This window comes from Aeromonas molluscorum (assembly GCF_051376105.1).
Taxonomy (GTDB): domain Bacteria; phylum Pseudomonadota; class Gammaproteobacteria; order Enterobacterales; family Aeromonadaceae; genus Aeromonas; species Aeromonas molluscorum.
Genome location: NZ_JBPQCY010000001.1, coordinates 1,441,116 through 1,461,257 on the forward strand (window position 1 = coordinate 1,441,116; position 20,142 = coordinate 1,461,257).

At 59.8% G+C, this 20,142-nt stretch carries 24 protein-coding genes and 1 pseudogene; 8 read left to right on the top strand and 17 right to left on the bottom strand.

The genetic code is table 11. The features are described 5' to 3' along the window. Nucleotides 1–15: 15 nt before the first annotated feature. The 5 genes from ACSMDR_RS06880 to ACSMDR_RS06900 all read right to left on the bottom strand — a co-directional run bounded on the left by ACSMDR_RS06880 (nt 16) and on the right by ACSMDR_RS06900 (nt 6,837). Complete coding sequence (locus ACSMDR_RS06880; protein WP_436467725.1) at nt 16–948, bottom strand: ABC transporter permease; 933 nt, start codon at nt 946–948, stop codon at nt 16–18. Nucleotides 949–969: 21 nt separating this feature from the next. Continuing rightward, complete coding sequence (locus ACSMDR_RS06885) at nt 970–2,355, bottom strand: CmpA/NrtA family ABC transporter substrate-binding protein (RefSeq protein ID WP_436467726.1); 1,386 nt, start codon at nt 2,353–2,355, stop codon at nt 970–972. A gap of 385 nt (nt 2,356–2,740) precedes the next feature. Beyond that, nucleotides 2,741–3,322, bottom strand: a complete 582-nt coding sequence (locus ACSMDR_RS06890) for an ANTAR domain-containing response regulator (protein ID WP_436467727.1) — start codon at nt 3,320–3,322, stop codon at nt 2,741–2,743. Between the two features lie 111 nt (nt 3,323–3,433). Then, nucleotides 3,434–4,219, bottom strand: a complete 786-nt coding sequence (cobA, locus tag ACSMDR_RS06895; RefSeq protein ID WP_436467728.1) for a uroporphyrinogen-III C-methyltransferase — start codon at nt 4,217–4,219, stop codon at nt 3,434–3,436. Beyond that, nucleotides 4,216–6,837, bottom strand: coding sequence for a nitrate reductase (locus ACSMDR_RS06900; RefSeq protein ID WP_436467729.1), 2,622 nt, complete (start codon nt 6,835–6,837; stop codon nt 4,216–4,218). Before ACSMDR_RS06900 ends, cobA begins: the two co-directional genes overlap by 4 nt. A 309-nt stretch (nt 6,838–7,146) precedes the next feature. Between ACSMDR_RS06900 and ACSMDR_RS06905 the strand changes: the two genes are divergently transcribed. Then, the gene (locus ACSMDR_RS06905; protein WP_436467730.1) at nt 7,147–7,641 is read left to right on the top strand and encodes an RNA methyltransferase; all 495 of its coding nucleotides are present in this window, start codon (nt 7,147–7,149) and stop codon (nt 7,639–7,641) included. On the opposite strand, the gene ACSMDR_RS06910 is transcribed toward ACSMDR_RS06905, so the two are convergent. Next, nucleotides 7,626–8,381: a substrate-binding periplasmic protein gene (locus tag ACSMDR_RS06910; protein WP_436467731.1), complete on the bottom strand. Its 756-nt coding sequence runs from the start codon at nt 8,379–8,381 to the stop codon at nt 7,626–7,628. The genes ACSMDR_RS06905 and ACSMDR_RS06910 overlap by 16 nt on opposite strands. Nucleotides 8,382–8,595: 214 nt before the next feature. On the opposite strand from ACSMDR_RS06910, the gene ACSMDR_RS06915 reads away from it, so the two are divergent. After that, a complete protein-coding gene (locus ACSMDR_RS06915) occupies nt 8,596–9,021 on the top strand; it encodes a universal stress protein (protein WP_005892565.1) in 426 nt (141 codons plus the stop codon). A 129-nt stretch (nt 9,022–9,150) separates the two neighbouring features. Here the strand turns inward: ACSMDR_RS06915 and ACSMDR_RS06920 are convergent, their stop codons facing one another. From ACSMDR_RS06920 to ACSMDR_RS06970, 11 genes and pseudogenes are all read right to left on the bottom strand, one after another. Further along, nucleotides 9,151–10,404 (bottom strand): glutamate-5-semialdehyde dehydrogenase, encoded by a 1,254-nt coding sequence (locus tag ACSMDR_RS06920; protein WP_436467732.1) that lies wholly within the window; start codon nt 10,402–10,404, stop codon nt 9,151–9,153. A gap of 92 nt (nt 10,405–10,496) precedes the next feature. Beyond that, nucleotides 10,497–11,600, bottom strand: a complete 1,104-nt coding sequence (gene proB / locus ACSMDR_RS06925; RefSeq protein WP_005892561.1) for a glutamate 5-kinase — start codon at nt 11,598–11,600, stop codon at nt 10,497–10,499. A gap of 89 nt (nt 11,601–11,689) precedes the next feature. Next, nucleotides 11,690–12,082, bottom strand: a complete 393-nt coding sequence (gene crl, locus ACSMDR_RS06930; RefSeq protein ID WP_436467733.1) for a sigma factor-binding protein Crl — start codon at nt 12,080–12,082, stop codon at nt 11,690–11,692. Nucleotides 12,083–12,153: 71 nt separating this feature from the next. Beyond that, the gene (frsA, locus tag ACSMDR_RS06935) at nt 12,154–13,416 is read right to left on the bottom strand and encodes an esterase FrsA (RefSeq protein ID WP_005892556.1); all 1,263 of its coding nucleotides are present in this window, start codon (nt 13,414–13,416) and stop codon (nt 12,154–12,156) included. Between the two features lie 155 nt (nt 13,417–13,571). Then, nucleotides 13,572–14,039 (bottom strand): xanthine phosphoribosyltransferase, encoded by a 468-nt coding sequence (gene gpt / locus ACSMDR_RS06940; protein WP_005892554.1) that lies wholly within the window; start codon nt 14,037–14,039, stop codon nt 13,572–13,574. Nucleotides 14,040–14,147: 108 nt separating this feature from the next. Next, entirely contained in the window at nt 14,148–15,194 is a 1,047-nt protein-coding gene (locus tag ACSMDR_RS06945; protein ID WP_436467734.1) for a phage integrase, read from the bottom strand. Next, nucleotides 15,194–15,688, bottom strand: a complete 495-nt coding sequence (locus ACSMDR_RS06950) for a hypothetical protein (protein ID WP_436467735.1) — start codon at nt 15,686–15,688, stop codon at nt 15,194–15,196. Before ACSMDR_RS06950 ends, ACSMDR_RS06945 begins: the two co-directional genes overlap by 1 nt. A gap of 1 nt (nt 15,689) precedes the next feature. Beyond that, nucleotides 15,690–16,025, bottom strand: coding sequence for an STAS-like domain-containing protein (locus tag ACSMDR_RS06955; RefSeq protein ID WP_436467736.1), 336 nt, complete (start codon nt 16,023–16,025; stop codon nt 15,690–15,692). Continuing rightward, entirely contained in the window at nt 16,022–16,942 is a 921-nt protein-coding gene (locus ACSMDR_RS06960) for a hypothetical protein (protein ID WP_436467737.1), read from the bottom strand. The genes ACSMDR_RS06955 and ACSMDR_RS06960 overlap by 4 nt, the downstream gene beginning before the upstream one ends. A gap of 42 nt (nt 16,943–16,984) precedes the next feature. Beyond that, nucleotides 16,985–17,680 carry a LexA family protein gene (locus tag ACSMDR_RS06965; RefSeq protein ID WP_436468214.1) on the bottom strand — a complete coding sequence of 232 codons (696 nt, stop codon included), beginning with the start codon at nt 17,678–17,680 and terminating at the stop codon, nt 16,985–16,987. 51 nt (nt 17,681–17,731) lie between these two features. Then, a pseudogene (locus ACSMDR_RS06970) lies at nt 17,732–17,902 on the bottom strand (helix-turn-helix domain-containing protein); the annotation flags it as partial. A gap of 122 nt (nt 17,903–18,024) precedes the next feature. Here ACSMDR_RS06970 and ACSMDR_RS06975 point away from each other — a divergent pair. From ACSMDR_RS06975 to ACSMDR_RS07000, 6 genes are read left to right on the top strand one after another with little or no spacing between them, the layout of a single operon-like run. After that, a complete protein-coding gene (locus ACSMDR_RS06975) occupies nt 18,025–18,216 on the top strand; it encodes a Cro/CI family transcriptional regulator (RefSeq protein ID WP_275909774.1) in 192 nt (63 codons plus the stop codon). Nucleotides 18,217–18,226: 10 nt separating this feature from the next. Further along, nucleotides 18,227–18,589 carry a hypothetical protein gene (locus tag ACSMDR_RS06980; protein ID WP_436467738.1) on the top strand — a complete coding sequence of 121 codons (363 nt, stop codon included), beginning with the start codon at nt 18,227–18,229 and terminating at the stop codon, nt 18,587–18,589. A 33-nt stretch (nt 18,590–18,622) separates the two neighbouring features. Then, on the top strand, nt 18,623–19,141 hold the full coding sequence (locus ACSMDR_RS06985) for a phage regulatory CII family protein (protein WP_436467739.1): 519 nt from the start codon (nt 18,623–18,625) through the stop codon (nt 19,139–19,141). A gap of 11 nt (nt 19,142–19,152) precedes the next feature. Next, entirely contained in the window at nt 19,153–19,377 is a 225-nt protein-coding gene (locus ACSMDR_RS06990; RefSeq protein ID WP_131729902.1) for an Ogr/Delta-like zinc finger protein, read from the top strand. Continuing rightward, nucleotides 19,374–19,595, top strand: coding sequence for a hypothetical protein (locus ACSMDR_RS06995; RefSeq protein WP_436467740.1), 222 nt, complete (start codon nt 19,374–19,376; stop codon nt 19,593–19,595). The genes ACSMDR_RS06990 and ACSMDR_RS06995 overlap by 4 nt, the downstream gene beginning before the upstream one ends. 14 nt (nt 19,596–19,609) lie before the next feature. Next, nucleotides 19,610–20,053 carry a hypothetical protein gene (locus ACSMDR_RS07000; protein WP_436467741.1) on the top strand — a complete coding sequence of 148 codons (444 nt, stop codon included), beginning with the start codon at nt 19,610–19,612 and terminating at the stop codon, nt 20,051–20,053. The last annotated feature ends 89 nt before the right edge of the window (nt 20,054–20,142 follow it).

Below are 20,142 nucleotides of genomic sequence, written 5' to 3' on the forward strand. Positions count from 1 at the left end.
TGCCCGTCAGGGCCATCAACGCAGCAGCTGCCGCTTGTCCCAGGACAACCACTGCTGCAGCGCCAACATCAGGCGATCCAGCGCGAAACCGATGAGACCTATGGTCACCACGGCCACCATGATCCGGGCCAGGGAGGCGGAACTGCCGCTCTGGAATTCGTCCCAGACGAACTTGCCGAGCCCCGGGTTCTGGGCCAGCATCTCGGCGGCAATCAACACCATCCAGGCGACGCCCAGGGAGAGGCGCATGCCGGTGAAGATCATCGGCAAGGCGCTGGGCAGCACTATCTTGGCGATATGCGTCAGGAAGGGCAGCCGCAGCACCCGGCTCACGTTATGGAGATCCGGGTCCACCGAGCTCACCCCGACCGAGGTGTTGAGCAGAGTCGGCCAGAGTGAACAGAGGGCCACGGTCAGCGCCGAGTTGACGAAGGATTTTGCCAGCCAGGGATCCGGGCTCACATAGACGGCACTCACCACCATGGTGATCAGCGGCAGCCAGGCCAGGGGGGAGACCGGCTTGAGCAGCTGGATCACCGGATTGGCGATGCGATAGAGCTGCGGGTGTATGCCAAGCACTATCCCCAGAGGGACGGCCAGCAGGGTCGCCAGCCCAAAGCCGGTGGCCACCGTCAGCAAGCTGGTGCCAATCTGGTCGAAGAAGGTCGCCCGCCCCGGGTAGGCTCTCACCTTGATGCTGGCAGCGGGATCCGCCGCCAGCCGCTCGGCATTGCGACTGGCCTGGCGGGCCAGGAAGCCGGATTCGCGCTCCCGCTCGGCCAGGTGCTCCTGGCCCAGTTGCCAGAGCTGGCTGGCGGTCGCCCCGGGGCCCGGCAAGGTACCCAAACTAGTCTTAACCTGACTGGCCCCCAGCTGCCAACAGAGCAGAAACAACACTATGCCGAAACAGGGGGCCAGCAGGCGCCCGATCGCTGTCGCTTTCATCATGAAGACTCCTTGTCCTTGGCTTCACTGCACCTGTTCATCGCCCTTGAGGCCGATGGCAAAGTGGTTCAGATAGTCATTGGGATGGCGACCGTCATAGACGATGCCGTCGATAAAACCTTGTTGCGGGCCGCGATAACCGCTCTCGGTCGCAAACGCCGGGAAATCCGCCGCCTTGAGCTTGCCCTCCTCGATGAGTGACAGCGCCGCCTGCTGGTACACCTCGGGCCGATAGACGGCGCGGGCAACCTGCTCGAACCAGGCATCGGATTGCGCCTGGGGGATCTGCCCCCAGCGGCGCATCTGGGTCAGGAACCAGATGGCATCGGAGTAGTAGGGGTAGGTGGCATGATGGCGAAAGAAGACATTGAAATCGGGCAGGCTGCGCACGTCGCCCTTGTTGTATTCGAAGCTGCCGGTCATGGCAGCGGCGATCACCCCTTCGTCCGCCCCCACGTAATCGGGGCGAGCCAGCAGCTTGGCCGCCGCCCGGCGATTGCCATTGTCGTTGGCATCGAGCCAGTGGGCGGCGCGGATCAGCGCCTTGACCAGACGGGCATGGGTATTGGGATAGCGTTCGGCCCAGGCCTCGGTGACGCCCAGCACCTTCTCGGGGTTGTTGCGCCAGATCTCAAGGTCGGTGATGACCGGGACTCCGATCCCCTTGGCGATCGCCTGCTGGTTCCAGGGCTCGCCCACGCTGTAACCCGAGATGGTGCCTGCCTCCAGGGTGGCGGGCATCTGGGGGGGCGGGGTGACCGAGAGCCGCACCTCCCCCTGACGCTGACCCGAGTCATCCCCCTTGAGCGGGGCATAGTAGCCAGGGTGTATGCCCCCTGCCGCCAACCAGTAGCGCAACTCGTAGTTGTGGGATGAGACGGGGAACACCATGCCGAAGTTGAAGGCCTTGCCCGACTGGCGGTACTGGTCCAGCACCGGCTTGAGGCTGCTGGCCGAGACGGGGCGCACCACCTGGCCATCGGCCTGCTTGGCCAGCTGAGGCAGCATGGCCTGCCACACCGAGTTGGCAACCGTGATGCCATTGCCATTGAGATCCATGGAGAAGGCGGTCACCAGCTCGGCCTGGGTGCCGATGCCGATGTGGGCTCCCAAGGGCTGGCCCGCCAGCATCTGGGCACCGTCGAGCTCGCCATCGATGACCCTGTCCAGCAGCACCTTCCAATTGGCCTGAGCCTCCAGGGTGACATAGAGGCCCTCGTCCTCGAAATAGCCCTGCTCATAGGCCACCGCCAGGGGCACCATGTCGGTCAACTTGATGAAGCCCAGCTTGAGCTCTTCCTTCTCGGGGGCTCCGATGCTGACCGTCTCAGACGCAGCCGTTACCGCCCCCAGGGCTGGCCAGGCCAACATGGCCAGCAGCGCACCTTTGCACATCATTCTTGGCTTCATAGTTACCTCTTCACTTCGCTTATCCGGGTCTGGCCATCACGCGCCGTTGCGTTGTTGCCATCCCCGTTTTGCCAAAAAAAAAGCCCCACCGACCTGATGGTCGATGGGGCCACATTGCCCAGTTTTCATGGTGCCAGCGTTCATGGTGCCAGCACTCATGATGATAACCCCGAAGGGCCTGGCACCTGTCCGCCCTTGGCGGCACCGGCTTGTTATTGCTCTCTCTATTAGCTATTCAGGATACGTGCCAACTTCTCACATGCCCTGTCTACCGGGTGAATGGGGCTGCGCGTCGGGCCAGGGTGCGCCAGCGCGGCGCATCTGCACCAAGTTGGCCACCCATCCCCCCTCACCTCGCTCAGGTCGCCTGAGTGACGCCCGCCTCTCAGGCGGGCAACGCCTGAAGCAGACGGCGGGCCAGTTCCGCCAGGCTGTGGTTCTGGGCCATGGCGGTGCTGCGCATCGCCTGGTAAGCCGCCTCCTCATCCAGCCCCTGGTGGCGCATCAAACGCCCCTTGGCCTGCTCGATAAGCCGTCGCTCTTCCAGCTTCACCTTCAATGCATCCTGAGCCTGCTGCTGTTGCTGCACCATGGCCAACTGGGCACGGGCCAGTCGCAGCCACTGCTCGACAGGTTCCCGCTCACCGCAACCATGGGGCACCACCAGGGCTCCCTGGGCCAGCAGCTCAGCCTGCTGTTGCGCCGTCAAGCGATCGCAAAACAGTATCCGGGGCAGTAATTGCCCCTGGGTCATGGCCAGCCTGATTTCGGCACTGAAGCGCCGACAACTGATCAGCAGCCCGTCCCCTTGTATCTTGCCGCCCAGCAACCCCCACTCATCCAGAATGCGGGGGCTGTGACCATAATGGCTGACCAGGATACCCAGCCGGTTGGCCTGTATCCTGTCATCGGCATGGATCAGCAGTATGGAGTGGCGCCCCTCAGAGTTACCGCCTTGATGTTGCATGCCTCACCTCTTGTCAGTTCAATCCATCGAACAGGCTCTCTTTGACGCAACATGGGGGCCAAGTGTTTGAATCTACCCCTAAATTATCCAGCTCTAGGTAGTAGGGGTAGATCAGGCGACCCGGCTCTCCAGGCCAATGAGCAGTTGATCCAGTTCATCACGCAGCGCCACCACCTCTCCCAGAATGATGAGCACTGGCGTCGCGCCCCGCAGGGCCTCTGCGGCCCGGGCCAGGCCACCGAGCTGGCAGCGGATCACCCGCTCATGCTCGCTGCACCCCGCCACGATCAGGGCCACCGGCAGCGCCCCATCGGCGCCCGCCCCCAGCAAGCCAGCCTCTATCTTGCCAGCCTGCTCCAGCCCCATGTAACAGACCAGGGTCTCGCCCTCTCCGACCAGGGTGCGCCAACCATTGAAGCTCTCTTCCCCCTGCAGATGGCCCGTCACGAGCGTCACCGATCGAGCCAGCCCCCGGTGGGTCAAGGGGATGGCCGTGCTGGCAGCGCAGCCGAGCGCCGCCGTGATCCCGGGCACCAGCTCGGCCCGAAAGCCGTGATGGGCCAGATAGAGGGCCTCCTCCCCTCCCCGGCCGAAGATGAGTGGATCCCCCCCCTTGAGCCGCACCACTCGCTTGCCGGTACGCGCCAGCGCCAGCAGCAGGGCATTGATCTCCTGCTGGCTCGGGCTGGGCTCGCCACAGCGCTTGCCCACATCGAAGCGGGCCGCACCGACCGGTATGATGGCGAGGATCTCGGCCCCCACCAGGCGGTCGTAAACCACGACCTCGGCCGCTTCGATGCGGCGCAAGGCCCTCAGGGTCAACAACTCGAGAGGGCCAGGGCCTGCCCCCACCAGACTGATGTGAACGGCGATCTGTTCCGGATAGTTTTTCATCATGCTGACTCCAGGAAGCGGTGTTGTATCAATAGCTTGTCAATCTCTGGCAGACAGGTACCGCAGTTGCTGCCGCACTGAAGCAGCCCCTGCAGCCCCGCCAATTCACTCACCCCCTGCTCGCGGATGGCGTTGACGATGCGCGCCTCCGTCACCCGGAAGCAGGAGCAGACGAGCCGGGAGTCACCGGCAAAGGCATCGCTCAGGGTCTGACTGAGGGCCCCCACCTGCAAAGGCAAGCCGAGCAGGCTCGCCAGCAACTCAACCTTCAGGGTCGGCCAACGCTCACCGACCAGCAGCAGGCTCTGGATCCGGCCCTGGGAGAGGGCAATGGCGAGCCAGCCCCCCTTGACGGGCAGGCGCAGCCAGTGCCCATCCAGGGCCAGTCGCTGCCAGCAATCACTCATCCCCTCAGACCAGGAGGCGAGCAACCAGCACTCCCCGCCCTCCAGAGGGCGGCGCGCCCACCAGTCCCCCCGCTCGGCAGGCGCCTGCTGGCCAAGCCAGACGCCCTGCCAATGGGTGGGTTGTTTGTTGAGCCTCACCCTGGCCTGTTTGAACATGGGCTGGCCGGAGAGCGGATCCGTGCGCGGGGCCACCAGCCGGTTGACCGCGCCCTGGCTGCACTGGCTGTCGGTCCAGTGCATGGGCAAGAAGGCCTCCCCCTCCCGCAGCCCCTCATCCAGTCCCACCTGCACCCGCACCTGACCCCGGCCATTGTCCAGGCTGACCAGGTCCCCGGCATTCAGCCCCAGGCTGAGCAGGCTGGCCGGTCCCACCATGACCCGGGGCCAGGGTTCGGCCTCCAGCAGGCGAGGTACATGGCCGCTGCGGGTCATGGTGTGCCACTGATCCCGCAACCTGCCCGAGTTGAGCAGCAAGGGCAGCCCTGCTCCCGGTGGCAGCGGCTCCAGTGCGGGGGCCTGTTGCTTCAGGGGTAACAAGCGGGCCTTGCCATCCGGGGTAGGGAAGCGACCATCTTCGAACAACCGGTCGCACCCCTGGGGATGAGCCTCATTGACCGGCCAGCGCAGGGGAGCAAGCGCCTCGAACTGGGCTGGGGTCAGCCCGGCCAGCCCCGAGATGTCGAACTGGCGCTCCCCGCGGTTTTCAAAGCCGGAGAGGGCGGCATGTTCGCTGAAAATGGCATGCTCATCGGCGAAGGCGAACGCCTCCCCAAAGCCGAGACGCTGGCCGAGGCTGGCCAGGGCCCACCAGTCGGGACGCGCTTCACCGGGAGCCGGCAGGAAGGGGCGCTGGCGGCTGATGCAGCGCTCCGAGTTGGTGACGGTGCCGCTCTTCTCACCCCAGCCAAGGGCGGGCAACAGCAGATTGGCATGGCGCGCCGTGTCGGTCTGCGCCGTCAGATCGGAGACCACCAGAAACTCGCAGCGCGCCAGGGACTCCCGCACCCGGTCGCCATCTGGCAGGGAAGCTGCCGGGTTGCTGCCCAGCACCCAGAGTGCGCGGATCTGACCACTGTGCACCGCCTCGAACAACTCGACGGCCTTGTGGCCAGGCCCCGTCACCATCCGTGGGCTGCCCCAGAATCGCTGCAGGCGATCGCGCTCTGCGTCGCTAAAGCCCATGTGTGCGGCCAACTGACTGGCCAGCCCGCCCACCTCGCGCCCGCCCATGGCATTGGGTTGCCCCGTGAGGGAGAAGGGGGAGGTACCGGGCTTGCCTATCCGGCCGGTCAGCAGATGCGCATTGATGATGGCATTGGCCTTGTCCGTCCCCTGATTGGACTGATTGATGCCCTGGCAGTAGAGGCTGAGGGTGCGCGGGTGGCGGGCGAACAACTGGTAGAAACCGAGCAGATCGGAGAGGGCCAGATCGCAATGCTGGGCCACCGCCTCCGGCATCCAGGCGGGATCGTCCAGCTCCCGGGCCAGGGCCGAGATGCCGCTGACATGGGCCGCCACATAATCTCGGTCCCAGATGTCGTGATCGAGCAGGTAGCGGCCCAAGCCGTTCCAGAGCGCCACATCGGTGCCGGGACGCAGGGCCAGATGCAAGTCGGCCTGCTCCGCCGTCATGGTGCGGCGGGGATCCATCACCACCAGCTTGAGTTCGGGACGGCGGCTGCGCGCCTGTTGGATGCGGCGAAACAGTACCGGGTGTGTCCAGGCCGTGTTGGCCCCGGTGATGATGATGAGATCCGCCAGCTCCAGATCCTCATAGCAGGCCGGGACCAGATCCTCCCCGAACGCCCGCTGCTGGGCCACCACGGCCGAGGACATGCAGAGCCGGGAGTTGGTGTCGACATTGGCGCTACCGATGTAGCCCTTCATCAGCTTGTTGGCCACATAGTAATCTTCCGTGGTGAGCTGCCCGGAGAGGTAGATGCCGATCGCCTCGGGGCCGGATTCCGCCATGATCCGGCTGAACTGGGCCGACATCATACTGAGTGCCTCGTCCCAGCTGATGCGCTGGCCCTGATGGCGGGGGTAGAGCAGACGCTGGGGAAAGGCCAGGGTCTCCAGCAGGCTGGCCCCCTTGACGCAGAGTGCGCCGCCATTGGCCGGATGAGCGCTGTCCCCCTCGAGCTGCCACTCGCCCGCCTGCTGCGTGACGCTGATGCCACAGCCAACACCGCAATATGCACATGTGGTCTTCATCCTTCCTCCTGCCTGCCCGCAATAAAAAGGCGTCCGCCCCATCGAAGGGAACGGACGCCTCTGTCCTGTCATTGATATTGTTGGTGGTCTATCAGCACAAGATAATGCAAAGAGCTTGCCAGCCTGCCGGACGCCTGCCAGCGCCAACGGTGGACCCTCGTCCTCCCTCATGGCTCCCCAACTCGGTGCAACTGCCCCAGCCTGGACAGACGAGCAAGGTCCGACAGGGTTGCCAAGGCAGCAAGAGCTGTGGGCTGGGCAGAACGGGGCATGGCCCTTTATAATGGCGCCGCAAACCAGGAGAGCGAGATGAGTGAACAGAACAATAACGAAGGCGTCGAGCCTGCAAGGGACGCGAACTGCGACTACGTCGGCCTGGGCCTGGTCAATCCAAAATCACCGAGCAATGTGGGGGCCGTGATGCGGGCCGCAGGCTGCTATGGGGCCGACGAGGTGTGCTATACCGGCAGCCGCTTCGAACTGGCGCGCCGGTTTGCCACCGACACCAAGCAGATGGTGGACAAGATCCCCTTGCTCGGCGTGGATGACTTGCTCAGCGTGATGCCTGCTGGCTGCGAGCCGGTATTGGTGGATTTGATTGAGGGGGCTACCCCTTTGCCGGAGTTCGACCATCCGGCCCGGGCTTTTTACATCTTCGGCCCCGAGGATGGCACCCTGGAACCGGCGCTGTTTTCCGGGGTCAAGCGGGTAGTCTATATCCCGACCCACGGCTGCATGAACCTGGCCGCCACCGTTAACGTCATCCTCTATGACCGGCTGGCCAAGGCTTATCGGGCAGACTGAGCCCGCCGCTCCTGCTTGAGCCCCCGTAAAAAATCGCGGTAGTAGTCGAGCAAGCGATTCTCCCGGTAGATCCGGGTCAACTCGCCGCTGTCAATGAGGCGAGCTATGCCTCTATCCCACTCTTGCTGCAACTTGAGCCCGGCGTCGCTGCGCGCAAAGATGGGGTAACTTGGCAACCAGCGCAGGAAGACCCGGCTGATGTGGGGCGGCAGCGGGTCATTGGCATAGAGCACCCCGGCACTCAGGTAATAACGGTGTCGCTCCTTGGGCAGCAGTGCCATGGCATCTTCATGGCTGTTCACTTCATGCCAGCGCATCGGCACCTTGATGTACTTGTCAAAGGCCCAACCCCGCTGCCAGAGCACCCGCTGCTGGGCCAGGCTTTGCTCCCCCTGCCAGCTCGCCCGCCACTTGTCGAGCATGAAGACGGTCACATCGTCGGCACCGTCCGGATAATGGGGCCAGCGCACCCCTTCCACCTCATTGAGATAGACCCCCATGGTGATGCCATGCCCTCCTTTGACCACCATGGCCAGCGCCCGCTTATAGGGCATGGATTGTGGCTTAACCCGATAACCAAGCGGCTCATAGATGTGCCGTGCCAAATCCAGATAGAGTCCCCCCCCATCCGCCTCGCAAAAGCCGGGCCAATCATCACAATAGACGGGGAGATCCTCAGCCCGAGTCATCAGGGGGCAGAGGCAACCGCAGATCAATAGGACTCGTATCAGTATCTGCATTCCCTCTCCTCTCGCCTTCCGGCACCATGCTTTTGATTATGCACGGCTGACCCTGAAGATCAGCCCATTCAGATCAAGGCCGTGCGACCATTTTTCAAATTTGCGAGCCAGTCGCAAGTTATTGCGCGGCAAGTAGGTAAAACTGTAAATGAGATTCATTGGTAACCCATTTGTACGGCTTACCCCCATAGACAACTCGCGTAAGGAGCCTTCCATGTCTATCCGCACCCTGCTCTGTCCCGTCGATTTCTCCCAGATGTCCCAACCCGTACTGGACTATGCCGTCTTCATGGCCAAGAGCCACAATGCCAGCCTCAAGCTGATCCATGTGGTCGATCAGCTGCATGGCTTTGACAGCTACAAAATACTGCACATGACCGCCATCGAGATCACCCACGAGATGGAGCGTCACGCCAAGGAAGAAATACAGCGGCTCATCGAGACGCTGCCGATCCCTGCCGACTTCATCGTGCGCTTTGGCCGCGCCGCCGACGAAATCGTCGCCCAGGCCAAGGAGGACAAGGTGGACCTGGTGGTAATGGGCAGCCATGGTCGCTCCGGCCTCAGCCACCTGCTGGTTGGCAGCGTTGCGGAATCCGTGGTGCGTCACGCGCCCTGCCCCGTGTTGATAGTACGCTAATGAAGCTAATGAAGCTAATGAAGCTAATGAGCGTGCGCTAGCCACTACTGCCAGAGCACTCCTCTCCGGCAATAAAAATGCCGACCCCGGGGTCGGCATTTCATTGGCCAGGACATCGCATCAGCAGGCTCAGGGACGGGAGAGATAATCTGCCTGACCCACCCACTTGTAGCTGGTCAGCTCGGCCAGCCCCATGGGGCCCCGGGCATGGAGCATCTGGGTAGAGACAGCGACTTCGGCCCCCAGACCAAACTGTGCCCCATCGGTGAAGCGAGTCGAGGCATTGACGTAAACGGCGGCAGAGCCGGCACCATTGATGAAGCACTCGGCGTTGTAGAGATCATTGGTGAGAATGGCATCCGAGTGGCTGGCATTGTGCTCGCGCATGTGTGCCAGCGCCTCGTGTACGTCCGCCACCACCTTGACCCCCAAGGTCAGACTGAGCCACTCGGTATCAAAATCCTCGGCACCGGCTTCGCGCAGACCGTCTGCATCGGCCAGCAAGCCCATGGCCGTGGCATCGGCCACCAGGCTCACCCCTTGTTCGTTCATGCGCAGCACCAGCTGGGGCAGCAAATCGGCGGCGATCGCCTCATGGACCAAAAGGGTATCGAGGGCGTTGCAGGCCGAAGGGCGCTGCACCTTGGCATTGTCGATGACGGCCAGGGAGCGGGTCAGATCCGCACTCGCATCCACGAACACATGGCTTATCCCAAAACCGCCGATGATGACGGGAATGGAGCTGTTCTCCTTGCACATCTTGTGCAGACCGGCGCCACCACGGGGAATGATCATGTCCACGTAGCGATCCAGGCGCAGCAGCTCGGCGACCAGCGCGCGGTCCGGGTTGTCGATGTACTGCACCGCAGCAATGGGCAGCCCTGCACTGGCCAGGGCGGCCTGGATCACCTTGACCAGCTCCAGGTTAGAGTGGAAGGTCTCGCGCCCGCCGCGCAGTATGCTGGCGTTGCCGGTCTTGAGGCAGAGGGCCGCTATGTCGATGGTGACATTGGGGCGCGCCTCATAGATGACGCCGATGACGCCGATAGGCACCCGGCGCCGGGAGAGGCGCAGGCCGTTCTCCAGCATCCGGCTATCGAGCTCTGCGCCGACCGGGTCATCCAGGCTCACTACCTTGCGCACGTCATTGGCAATGCCTGCCAGCCGCTCAGGGGTGAGCAGCAGCCGATCGAGCATGGCCTCGGACAGGCCCGCCTCCCGGCCCGCAGCGATGTCCTTGGCGTTGGCGGCCAATATCGTACTCTGGCGGGCTTCCAGCTCGCAGGCGATGGCCAGCAGTGCCTGATTCTTCTGGGCCGTACTGATGGTCGCCAGCTGATAGGCGGCGCCGCGGGCCGCTTGTCCCAATGTCTCCAGACTCATCTTTCGATCCTTTCATTACTGGCGGGATTGACCCGCCAACTTGATAACAGCAATACCATGTACTCGCGCAGGGTCATAGCCCTACCTTGAGGTTACAGCAGTACCATATCGTCGCGGTGAATGGCCACGGCGCCATAGCCGTAGCCCAGCAGCGTCTCGATTTGATCCGAGTGAACGCCGCGCAGCCGTGTCAGCTCCTCGTGGTTGTAACGGCAGATGCCGCGCGCCAGCTCGCTGCCATGAGGATCCAGGATCCGCACCACGTCGCCACGCACGAAGATGCCCCTCACCCCGGTAATGCCCTTGGGCAACAGGCTGGAGCCCTTGTCGCGCATGGCGGCCACGGCGCCGAGATCGACCTGCACCTCGCCAAGGGGCGGAGGGCCTGCCAGGATCCAGCTCTTGCGCCCCTCAAGGGGAGAAGCCAGGGCCGGGAAGCGGGTGCCGATCCGCTCGCCATTGGCGAGACGCCCCACCACTTCCGGCACCTGCCCCGTGGCGATCACCACATCGACCCCGGCCCGGCGGGCCACATCGGCCGCCTGCAACTTGGTCGCCATGCCGCCAGTTCCCAGGCCACTGACGCTGCCTCCTGCCAATTTACGCAGGGTATCGTCTATGGTCTGCACCTCCTCGATCAGCTGGGCATCCGGGTTGGTGCGCGGATCCGCGGTGAAAAGTCCGGTCTGATCGGTGAGCAGGATCAACAGATCCGCATCGGCCAGAATAGCGGCGCGAGCGGAAAGATTATCGTTGTCCCCCACCTTGATCTCGGCGGTGGCAACGGCATCGTTCTCATTGATGATGGGGATGATGCGGTGATCGAGCAGGGTACGCAGGGTATCGCGCGCATTGAGATAACGCTCCCTGTCCTCCAGATCGGCGCGGGTCAGCAGCATCTGGCCGACATGCAGATCATAGAGGTTGAACAGATCCTGCCAGACCCGGATCAACTGGGTCTGGCCCACGGCCGCCAGCATCTGCTTGTTGGTCAGGGTCGGGGCCAGGGGGGGGTGACCCAAGTGGGCACGACCGGCGGCGATGGCCCCCGAACTGACCAATACCACCCGGTGGCCCTGGCGGTGCAACGCGGCGCACTGGCGAACCAGTTCGACCATGTGGGCACGATTGAGCTGGGAAGAACCCCCGGTGAGCACGCTGGTGCCCAACTTGACGACTATGGTTTTGTTTTCCATGGAGACAATAAGGCAAAAAGATAGGGGTTCCCTTTATACCCACGCCCCTGCTGCCCTGCAAGGCAATTAACCCCCGCAGGGCAGTCGGGTCAGGCGGCGGTGACAGATAACTCGTGGGTGACCTGCTCCGCGGGGGCAAGCTGACACTCGAGTTGCGTCAGCTTGGTATTGAGCAGCCGATAGAAGAGTCGCAAGGAGCGGTCTACCTCTACCTGATGCTTTTTGGGGAGCGGCTTGTCTATCCAGTTGCCCTCGCCATTGTAGAAACCGAGCTGATAGTGGTACTGGAAGTGGTGATCATCTTGCTCCAGCACCAGCCACCACCCCCAGAACTCCCGCTTGTCCGGCGCCGCCTTGGCGCTGACGCAGACCGACAGGCAGTCGAAGTAGTAGCGACCCTCTTCGCACAGATCTTCGCGCAAATAGGGGCCAATGGCGGCAAATTGCCGCAACAGGCGTTTATAGGTGACTCTTTCTGGCATGTTAACCTCCGTGTTGAACAAGCAGTGCCATCCCATCAACCGATGATGGTGACAGCGTAAAAAGAAGATAATCAAGTACATAGATGTTGCTTGAGCCAAGTTACCGTTTCGTGAAGCGCCTTGTCATAGACCTCCCGCAACGGCTGTTTGTCAAACACCACCGCCTTGCCATTACGGCTGCAAGCGGCCAGTGCCCTGACATCCTGCTCCGGACAGATAAAGTCTCGCTTGTGACCGATGCTGAGGATGGGGACTGAGGTCCGCGTACTCATCAACCCCTGTTTTTTCAGGGAAAACACCTGACTCTTGGTGCGGATCTGCTCCCAGTCGGCGGCGTTGGCACCCAGCCTGTTAGCCAGACTATCACGCATCATGCGCGGGCACTTGGCAAAAAGCGATGGGTCGGCGAAGCACTGATTCACCCCGGCACCGATGCATACCACAGTGCGCAATTTGAACGGTTCAATGAAGGCGAGTCGAGCCGCTACATTGCCCGCAAAGCGAAAACCCACCATGGCAATGCGCTGATGGTCGACCCAGGCCACCTCGGCCAGATAGTGCAGCACGGCTTGATGCAGGCGGCTGGTGTCCTGCACCAGGGGCCAATGTTCGGCATACCCAATGCCCGGCATGTCCAGGGAGAGCATGCCAATACCATTCGGGGCCAGGTACTTGCGATAGAAATTGAGGTAGTCGAGCTGGAGAGAGTCGATGCCACCGCTCACCATCACCAGCGGCACCGGCTTGTCGATGGTCGGCAGGTGCAGGTAACCCTGGATGTGCTTGCCACGAAAGGGAACCTGTATCTCCTTGAGCGGCACATCGAACAGGCGCCCCGCCTCCCGGTAAGCGAGATTGCCGAGCAACTGCGCCTGATCGGCCAGCTCATCGTGTTTGAGATGGGGATAACTGGCGATGGAGTAGTAGCGCACCGCCTTGAGCAAGGCATTGATTGCCTCCGGACGCTGGCCGGCTTCGGCAAGGGCTCTTCCCTCCTTGAAGTGACCGCTGGCCTGCTGGCTCCATTCAAAGACCCAGTTACCCGGCACATACCCCTTGATGGTATCGAGCAAATCGGGGTGGCTGCGCTCCCCCTTGCCCATGGCGATCCGGGCCAGCGTCTGCTCCACCTCGACCGGATCCGCACCTTGCCAGGCCCAGGAAGGACGACGCAGCAGACGATACCAGCTGCGCACCGCAGAACCATCGATGAAATCTTCCGTCTCATCCTGTGGTTCAAGGGGGCTGCTGTTCGAAATCGCCGAGGTCTCCTGTACCTTCTTGACGCGGGTAAATAGTTGTTCGGTCAGGTTAATGTCGTCGCTTGGCTTCACAGAATCGTCTCATCGCCATCAATCAGTGACCCATCTTACCCATGTTTTGTCATGGCAGACCACCCCAGACTGGCTTCATGAGACGCGGGCGACGAAACAGGGCCCCCGAAGGAGCCCTGTGTATCAGCAAGACGTGCCGGCAACGGCCGCCGGAATTACTGCTCTTCGCAGATGGGCGTGGTGAACTCCAGCGCCATGTCCCATGGTTGTTCAATCCAGGTGTCTTGCGGAATGGCGACTTCGAAGTCGTCCACTAGCGGCTCGCCCAGCGGCTTGGCGAAGATGGTGATGAACTTGGCTCTGGGATAGAGCTCGCGAATGGCCTTGGCGGTCCCCCCGGTATCGACCAGATCGTCAACCACCAGCCAGCCTTCACCATCCCCTGCTGTGGTCGCGGCCTTGACCACTGTCAGCTCGCGCTGGTTGTTGTGGTCATAGCTGGAGATGCACAGGGTCTCTACGTTGCGAATGCCCAGTTCACGGGCCATCAGGGCCGCGGGGACCAGACCACCACGACTGACGGCGATGATCCCTTTCCACTGGCTGACTGGCAGTTGGCGACGAGCCAGACGACGGGCTTCCCGCTGCAGGTTATCCCATGACACGTAGAATTTCTTAGGCATACTATTAATCTCAACGGCTTGTAGTTAAAACAATGACTTAGTGCGCGGTAGCGCGCAACCAGACGCAAGGCTTACGGATCTCTGCCGCCATTCTGTCGCCATTTTTACCTATGAGTGTGGGCAGGTCAGCGGGTTAAGTCTGACAGCGTCATCAAGGTGGTCGGGGGCAAAATGTGCGTATCTCATGGTCATGACTATCGTGCTGTGACCAAGGATCCGTTGTAGGACGAGGATATTACCACCATTCATCATGAAATGGCTCGCAAACGTATGCCTTAAAACATGGCTTAACTGACCGACTGGCAGGTTTACTCCTGACTTTTGCACAGCGTATTCAAACGCATCATAGCAAGGGGCAAACAAGTTCCCGTCCTCTCTGCTCCGGGTTGAGATCAGGTCATACATCTCGGAGGAGATAGGCACAGTCCGGGAGCGTTTATTCTTGGTGCGGGTAAAGGTCAGGCGATACTTGGTCACCTGTGCCCGGGTTAGCCCCTGTATTTCTGACCAGCGAGCCCCAGTTGAAAGACACAGCTTTACCACAGTGACCAAATCGGGGATCTTGGACCGTTCACAGGATGCCAGCAGCATCTGGATTTCATTGGCCGTCATATAGGTCATTTGAGGGTCTTGCACCTTGAAGGAGCGTAACCCTCTGAGCGGGTGTTCATGAGTCCACTCTTCCAGACGAATGAGTTCACCGAACACCGCATTCATTAGCCGAAGTTCATCATTGACCGTTTTGGTGCTTGCGGGTTTAGGCTTGCAGCGTCCCGGGAATATGATCTCATGACTTATCCGCTTGTCTCGATACGAGGCGAAGTGATTCTTGGAGAAGTCGGCCGCGTAGGGGTTGTTCATTGCTTCAACCATTAACCCGAGCTTGCGGTATACCTTGGCCCCGGCGGTGAGCCCCTGGCCATGGAGCCGATACCAAAGGTCAATGATGTCTGACAGCCTGCGCTTGTCCTCTGCCACGCCATTGGTGGCCAACCAGGGGTTGCTGTTGTGCTCTTCGAGCAGCCACTTTTCCCAGACCAGCGCTTCGCCTTTGGTGGCAAAGCGCTTGCGCTTGCGGGGGCCTTCTCGGCCTTGGGGATACACTTCGGCAAGCCAGGGGAGCGGCTTGCCGTCATCAAGTTTACGGACGGTCATTAGAGCTGAGGGGGATATTTAGTGATGAATTGTCGATAGAGAGATGTCTGAATTTCACAACCAGCAGTCAAGACTTCATTGGCTTTTGCACTTCGCTCATCCAAAGACATCTGATCCGCGCGCTCACAGTCAAGCAGCATGCCATCCTGCAACAAACCGATTTGCTCGATTATGCTTTTTGTTTGAATATTTCTCGTGTTGAGTATGTCAACTTTTTGGTTTAGAAGTGCCAATTTAGCGAGCATTAGCATTTCGAAATTTCGGGGTTCTGTACGGTCTTTTCGACCCGCTAACCAGTAGTCAACTGCTGCCTTTTCCATTTCAGAAACCTGCTTCATCAGGTCATCGACAAACCCTTTCGTCTCTGAACGAGTAGCCATTTTTTTGGCATTTCGATAGACAACCCACCAACCGATAAAAACCAGCGTAATGCTAATAATGCCAAGGATGCCAGACCGAACCAACAAAGACCAAGTGTCTAACTCTGGCTGCATACTACCCCTTCACAAAATGCGATTTTGCTCTGTCAACAAACCGGATAACCTGTGATGGATAAGCCGCCATACCACCTTCAATTTTAATGCGGCGTTTCAGCTCTTCGGCATCAAAACCTTCTCTCACCAACCCACCAAAGCTTTCTTCAAGGAATGAAGAGCCTACCCCGATGTTCACATTGGAAAAGTCCAAGATAACAAGCTCGTCACTGTCAGTAAGTACTGGCTTAAGGATCTCGTCCCGAAAACGTGCACCGCTGTTGTTGCCGTCGGAGTAGTAGCGGCCAATGGGAGAGCGGGAGAACTTCGTTCCCACATCAATAATGATACTCATCATGGAGCCTCCGTATACAAATCATTCACCTTTAAAACCCATTCTAGGAGGTTACCACCTAGGTTGAAGGTTGTCCGTTTTATCGTTGCCTTCCCAGACTCGATCTCGCCACGGTAAACGTACCGCACATCATCACAGTGGATAAGCAACGTTTCTCCGCAGTTTATCGGGTGTTTCAAGTCATCGGAGCCACAACCCCGTGAGGGGTCTGTAGCACTATGACGACTGAAACCAAAGCTCAGGGCCTCTTCCATGAGGTACTCATCTTGCTTGAAACCCGTAACAGCGTTCTTATATGTTTGTAATATGCCAAGCCCAAGGTCATATATCAAAAAGATAAATTTGCCTTCGGCCTCATCAAAACGAGCGTACTGCCACCACCGTGCGGCCAAGGGGCCGCTGAACAGAACTGGGTCATGAGCATAGGCATGGTGCTTTACATTGAGCATCGCCTCACCGATAGCACCGCCAAGCATCTGTAGTAATTGGTCGCCTGCAGGTAATGCTAGTTTTTCGGTCAATTGCGCCAGAGTGGTACCCGCATGTTTACCCAAATCGTTCGAGGATTGAAAGAACACCTTATCTTTCACCAGCAGATCCAGCGCCTCTAGCGAGCCACTCGACAGAGCTCTCGACAGTTGGGTGCCAACTACATATCTATGCCCGTTAGGGTTAACTTTTTGGGACGGGTACAAGCATTTCACTCGATGTCTGGAACCATAAAGTAGATGTAGAAAGTTTACGTGGGCGAACAACATGAGCGCCGCGGCACTACTGATATATTGAGTCTCTCGTAAATCGAGAATGACCGGACCTTTATGACCATGTTCCATCAGAGTCCGCAGGAATGATGCGGTGACGTTACTAACGTGGTCACTGTGATAAACACAAATATGGGAAGGCGCAACGATCGTTGTCATTCTTTCTCTCTTGCTATCCAATGACAGGCCTATCGAAGCGCCCTATCGTTTTCTGAAAATTCGGTGTTCTACCATGACGCCGATGATCTCGATCTGCTGCCGGTCGGAGTGCATGGGGGGGTAATCGTCGTTGAGGGGGACAAGCTCAAACACCTCTTGCCCATTCTCATCGATGCCGCGGGGCCGGTACTTCTTGAAGGTGGCCTCTTCGCTGCCGTTCTTGGCGACCACATAGTCGCCTGGGCGCGGTTGTTCATCGGGGTCGATGATGACCAGGTCACCTTCATTGAATACTGGGCTCATTGAGTTACCACGCAACCAGAGACCAAAGCCACAGGGCCCAATATCGACGCTGGATGTCACATATTCGACATTACCATCGAAGGTGGTGGCCTGCTCACACACTTCCCGCCAGTTTCCGGCCTGAACATAACTTATGATCGGAATTCTGTTTCCATGTGGTATTGGGACAGGCTCAATGCTGGGGTATTCAAAATGCAGCCCCTCAAGACTTTCCTGTCGTTCCGGTTTAGGTAAAGAGCCAACCCCATGAAGCAGCCAGTGTTCATCAACACCAAGAGCAGCCATCAAATGAGATAGCCTTTCATCACTGGGTACAACTTCCCCTCTCTCCCACTTGCTTATCAAGCCATGGCTTACACCGAGTGTGTCAGCAAGTTGGGATGGTTCGAGGCCAAGCTGTACCCGTTTAGCTTTAATCCGCTCCCCAACCTGCATCGCATACAAGGAAGTTGGTGGCTTTATTGCTCCCGTCAACAGCCAATCTACGGACACACCCAAAACATCAGCTAAATCATTGAGATAGCGGCCTTTAGGCTGATTTAGACCTGACTCCCACTTTCCAACAGAAACATCACTCACACCAATCGCTTTGGCGAGTGCCGTCTTGGAAAGACCCAGGGCAGTTCTTCTGCTGAGTATTCGATCTGAAATGTTCATTGGCCTAGCTTAACCTTGGCAATCCGAACTTAAGCTCACTTATTTAGCAAATTTAAGTTTGCTTATGGCTCAAACCTAGGTTAGGATTTTTACAAATCCGAACTTATGGTCGAGGTGTGACAGTGAAAAAAGCAGATGCGATTAGCTACTTCAACTCAGCCGCTGCATTGGCAAAGGCGTTGAAGATCTCAGAGGCCGCAATTTCTCAGTGGGGCCAAACCATCCCCCAAGGCCGTGCCTACCAAATTGAAGTGCTGACCAGCGGCCAGTTGAAAGCCGACCCCGCAGCACCTTCTGCTCGCCCAGCGCAGTAAGGAGATCGCCATGACGATGGAAAGTCATTCTGTCGAGCCTCTCACCGAGGTACTGCGTGAGCTGGCGGCCATCAAGCAGGGGTTAGTCCTGCAATCTCTGCCGGCCATCCCGCTCGATGCCTTTCTGGACATGCTGCTCGACGTTTACAACTTCAAGCTCCCCAAGCGTACCGCCCAAGACATGATTGCCGATGGCCGCATTCCCATCATCCCCAAACTGCGGGCTGGCGATCAGCCCTGGGTCAATCTGGTGCGCTGGCGCGATATGGCCAGAGAGCCAGAACAGTATTTCAAGTTGGTCAATGAGAACACTGGCCGCCGGTTGGCCAGCAGTGCCTTGGCCAAGAAGTCCACTCCCCGCTCTGTGGCTTGATCTCACAGTAGCGGCTACGAACAGGAGCCGAAAGTGTCTAAACATCAACAAAACCTACACAGTCACTTTGCCGGTGCGTGTGACCGCTTCAAGCAGGTGCACAACCTGACCCAGTTGGCCGCCGAGATCGACATGAACGCCGATGTGCTGCGCAACAAGTTCAACCCGGCGCAAGAGCGGCACAAGCTGACCGCCCAAGACTTGATCACTCTCTACCACGCCACCGGTGACGACACCCTGTTTGACGGTCTGCTGTTTGAGTGCGGCCTGACTGCCGTTTGCCTCCCCTCTACCGGCGCCGCCATCACTACAGAGACCCGTGCCCAGCAGGCGCTCAACGCTGGCGCCCAGATCATGGGCGTCACTGCCCAGGCAACCACCATCCTCGCTGGTGACCGCGTCACCAAATCCAACAGAAACACCGTCGTCGGCGGCTTGTGGGCTGGCATCGAGCATCTTGTGCTGCTGGCAACCGAGATCGAAGACCGCTTTCACGCCGTCCCTAGTCTTGCGTGTGCCGCCGACATGGCCCGCGCAGCCCTGGGCGCATAGGAGACCAGACCATGAGATTGATTTGCCCACACTGTGGTTCCCGCGCCAGCACTCGCACATCCACCCGGATGAGCCCGCTGTGCGGCATTGCCACTTACCAATGCAGCAACGTGGATTGCGGCCACACCTTCAAGGCGGGGTTCGAAATCATCGCCACCATCAGCCCCAGCGCCATGCCCAACCCGGCCATAGTGCTGCCCATGGTCCCGCGCAGGGTAAAGGCGGTGGCCCAATGAATAAGCTGCGCGCCGAGCAGCCGGGGCTGATCCCGCTGCCATTTTTGCTGTTCACCCGCGCCACCGTCGTTGCCAGCGGCGACGAGCCGGTGATGCGCAACAACACCCGATTCGATGGCAGTTATCTGGAAGACAACCAAGGCCGCCGCGGCGCCCTGCGCTTCCAGCCCTGCCGCCAACCTCGCCCGCGCTGGCTGACCAAGCTGCTGCAGGTATAAGAGAGGGTCACCCCATGAACACAGCACAGGTTTTCGAGCTCGTTCAACAATCCAGCGTCGCTGACGTGGCGCTGGCTGAGATGCGCGCCCAGTTTGGCCGCAATGGGGCGGCCAGCCGCTGGTCACGCCTGCCAACCCAGGCCAAGTCGGTCATCTGTTACGCGGCTGGGGTATCAACCACCACCGCAGGGCAGGAGCTGGACCAGTTCGACTTTGAGCAGCAAGAGGCAATCCGCATCGCTCTGGGCGATCTGCTGGCCACCCTGCGGGAGTTCGACGGGTCTGTGTTGCACCGGCGCGAGTGGCACCGCTCAACCCGCCGTGGTGAGGGGCCATCGCGCAGTGAGCGGGAGCATGCAGAACACGAAGACAAACGCCGGGCATTGCTCACCGAGCAGGCCGGCACATTGGAAAGCCGCATTGCGGCACTGAAGAAAGTGGCCGGAAACGGCCAATAAAAAACCCCGCAAAGGTGGTGGAACACCGCGGGGTTTTACAAACAAAACTGAGGGTTAACTCATGAACAATAGTACAGCAGAACAGGCAA

Bases quoted from the DNA above. Each gene is read 5' to 3' on its own strand.
- ACSMDR_RS06995 (WP_436467740.1), top strand. From the start codon at position 19,374: ATGAATAAGCTGCGCGCCGAGCAGCCGGGGCTGATCCCGCTGCCATTT.
- ACSMDR_RS06980 (WP_436467738.1), top strand. From the start codon at position 18,227: ATGACGATGGAAAGTCATTCTGTCGAGCCTCTCACCGAGGTACTGCGT.
- ACSMDR_RS06910 (WP_436467731.1), bottom strand. From the start codon at position 8,381: ATGCAGATACTGATACGAGTCCTATTGATCTGCGGTTGCCTCTGCCCC.
- ACSMDR_RS06920 (WP_436467732.1), bottom strand. From the start codon at position 10,404: ATGAGTCTGGAGACATTGGGACAAGCGGCCCGCGGCGCCGCCTATCAG.
- ACSMDR_RS06905 (WP_436467730.1), top strand. From the start codon at position 7,147: ATGAGTGAACAGAACAATAACGAAGGCGTCGAGCCTGCAAGGGACGCG.
- ACSMDR_RS06955 (WP_436467736.1), bottom strand. From the start codon at position 16,025: ATGATGAGTATCATTATTGATGTGGGAACGAAGTTCTCCCGCTCTCCC.
- ACSMDR_RS06950 (WP_436467735.1), bottom strand. From the start codon at position 15,688: ATGCAGCCAGAGTTAGACACTTGGTCTTTGTTGGTTCGGTCTGGCATC.
- ACSMDR_RS06960 (WP_436467737.1), bottom strand. From the start codon at position 16,942: ATGACAACGATCGTTGCGCCTTCCCATATTTGTGTTTATCACAGTGAC.
- proB (WP_005892561.1), bottom strand. From the start codon at position 11,600: ATGGAAAACAAAACCATAGTCGTCAAGTTGGGCACCAGCGTGCTCACC.
- ACSMDR_RS06915 (WP_005892565.1), top strand. From the start codon at position 8,596: ATGTCTATCCGCACCCTGCTCTGTCCCGTCGATTTCTCCCAGATGTCC.
- ACSMDR_RS06990 (WP_131729902.1), top strand. From the start codon at position 19,153: ATGAGATTGATTTGCCCACACTGTGGTTCCCGCGCCAGCACTCGCACA.
- crl (WP_436467733.1), bottom strand. From the start codon at position 12,082: ATGCCAGAAAGAGTCACCTATAAACGCCTGTTGCGGCAATTTGCCGCC.
- ACSMDR_RS06900 (WP_436467729.1), bottom strand. From the start codon at position 6,837: ATGAAGACCACATGTGCATATTGCGGTGTTGGCTGTGGCATCAGCGTC.
- ACSMDR_RS06890 (WP_436467727.1), bottom strand. From the start codon at position 3,322: ATGCAACATCAAGGCGGTAACTCTGAGGGGCGCCACTCCATACTGCTG.
- gpt (WP_005892554.1), bottom strand. From the start codon at position 14,039: ATGCCTAAGAAATTCTACGTGTCATGGGATAACCTGCAGCGGGAAGCC.
- ACSMDR_RS06885 (WP_436467726.1), bottom strand. From the start codon at position 2,355: ATGAAGCCAAGAATGATGTGCAAAGGTGCGCTGCTGGCCATGTTGGCC.
- ACSMDR_RS06945 (WP_436467734.1), bottom strand. From the start codon at position 15,194: ATGACCGTCCGTAAACTTGATGACGGCAAGCCGCTCCCCTGGCTTGCC.
- ACSMDR_RS06880 (WP_436467725.1), bottom strand. From the start codon at position 948: ATGATGAAAGCGACAGCGATCGGGCGCCTGCTGGCCCCCTGTTTCGGC.
- ACSMDR_RS07000 (WP_436467741.1), top strand. From the start codon at position 19,610: ATGAACACAGCACAGGTTTTCGAGCTCGTTCAACAATCCAGCGTCGCT.
- ACSMDR_RS06965 (WP_436468214.1), bottom strand. From the start codon at position 17,680: ATGCAGGTTGGGGAGCGGATTAAAGCTAAACGGGTACAGCTTGGCCTC.
- cobA (WP_436467728.1), bottom strand. From the start codon at position 4,219: ATGATGAAAAACTATCCGGAACAGATCGCCGTTCACATCAGTCTGGTG.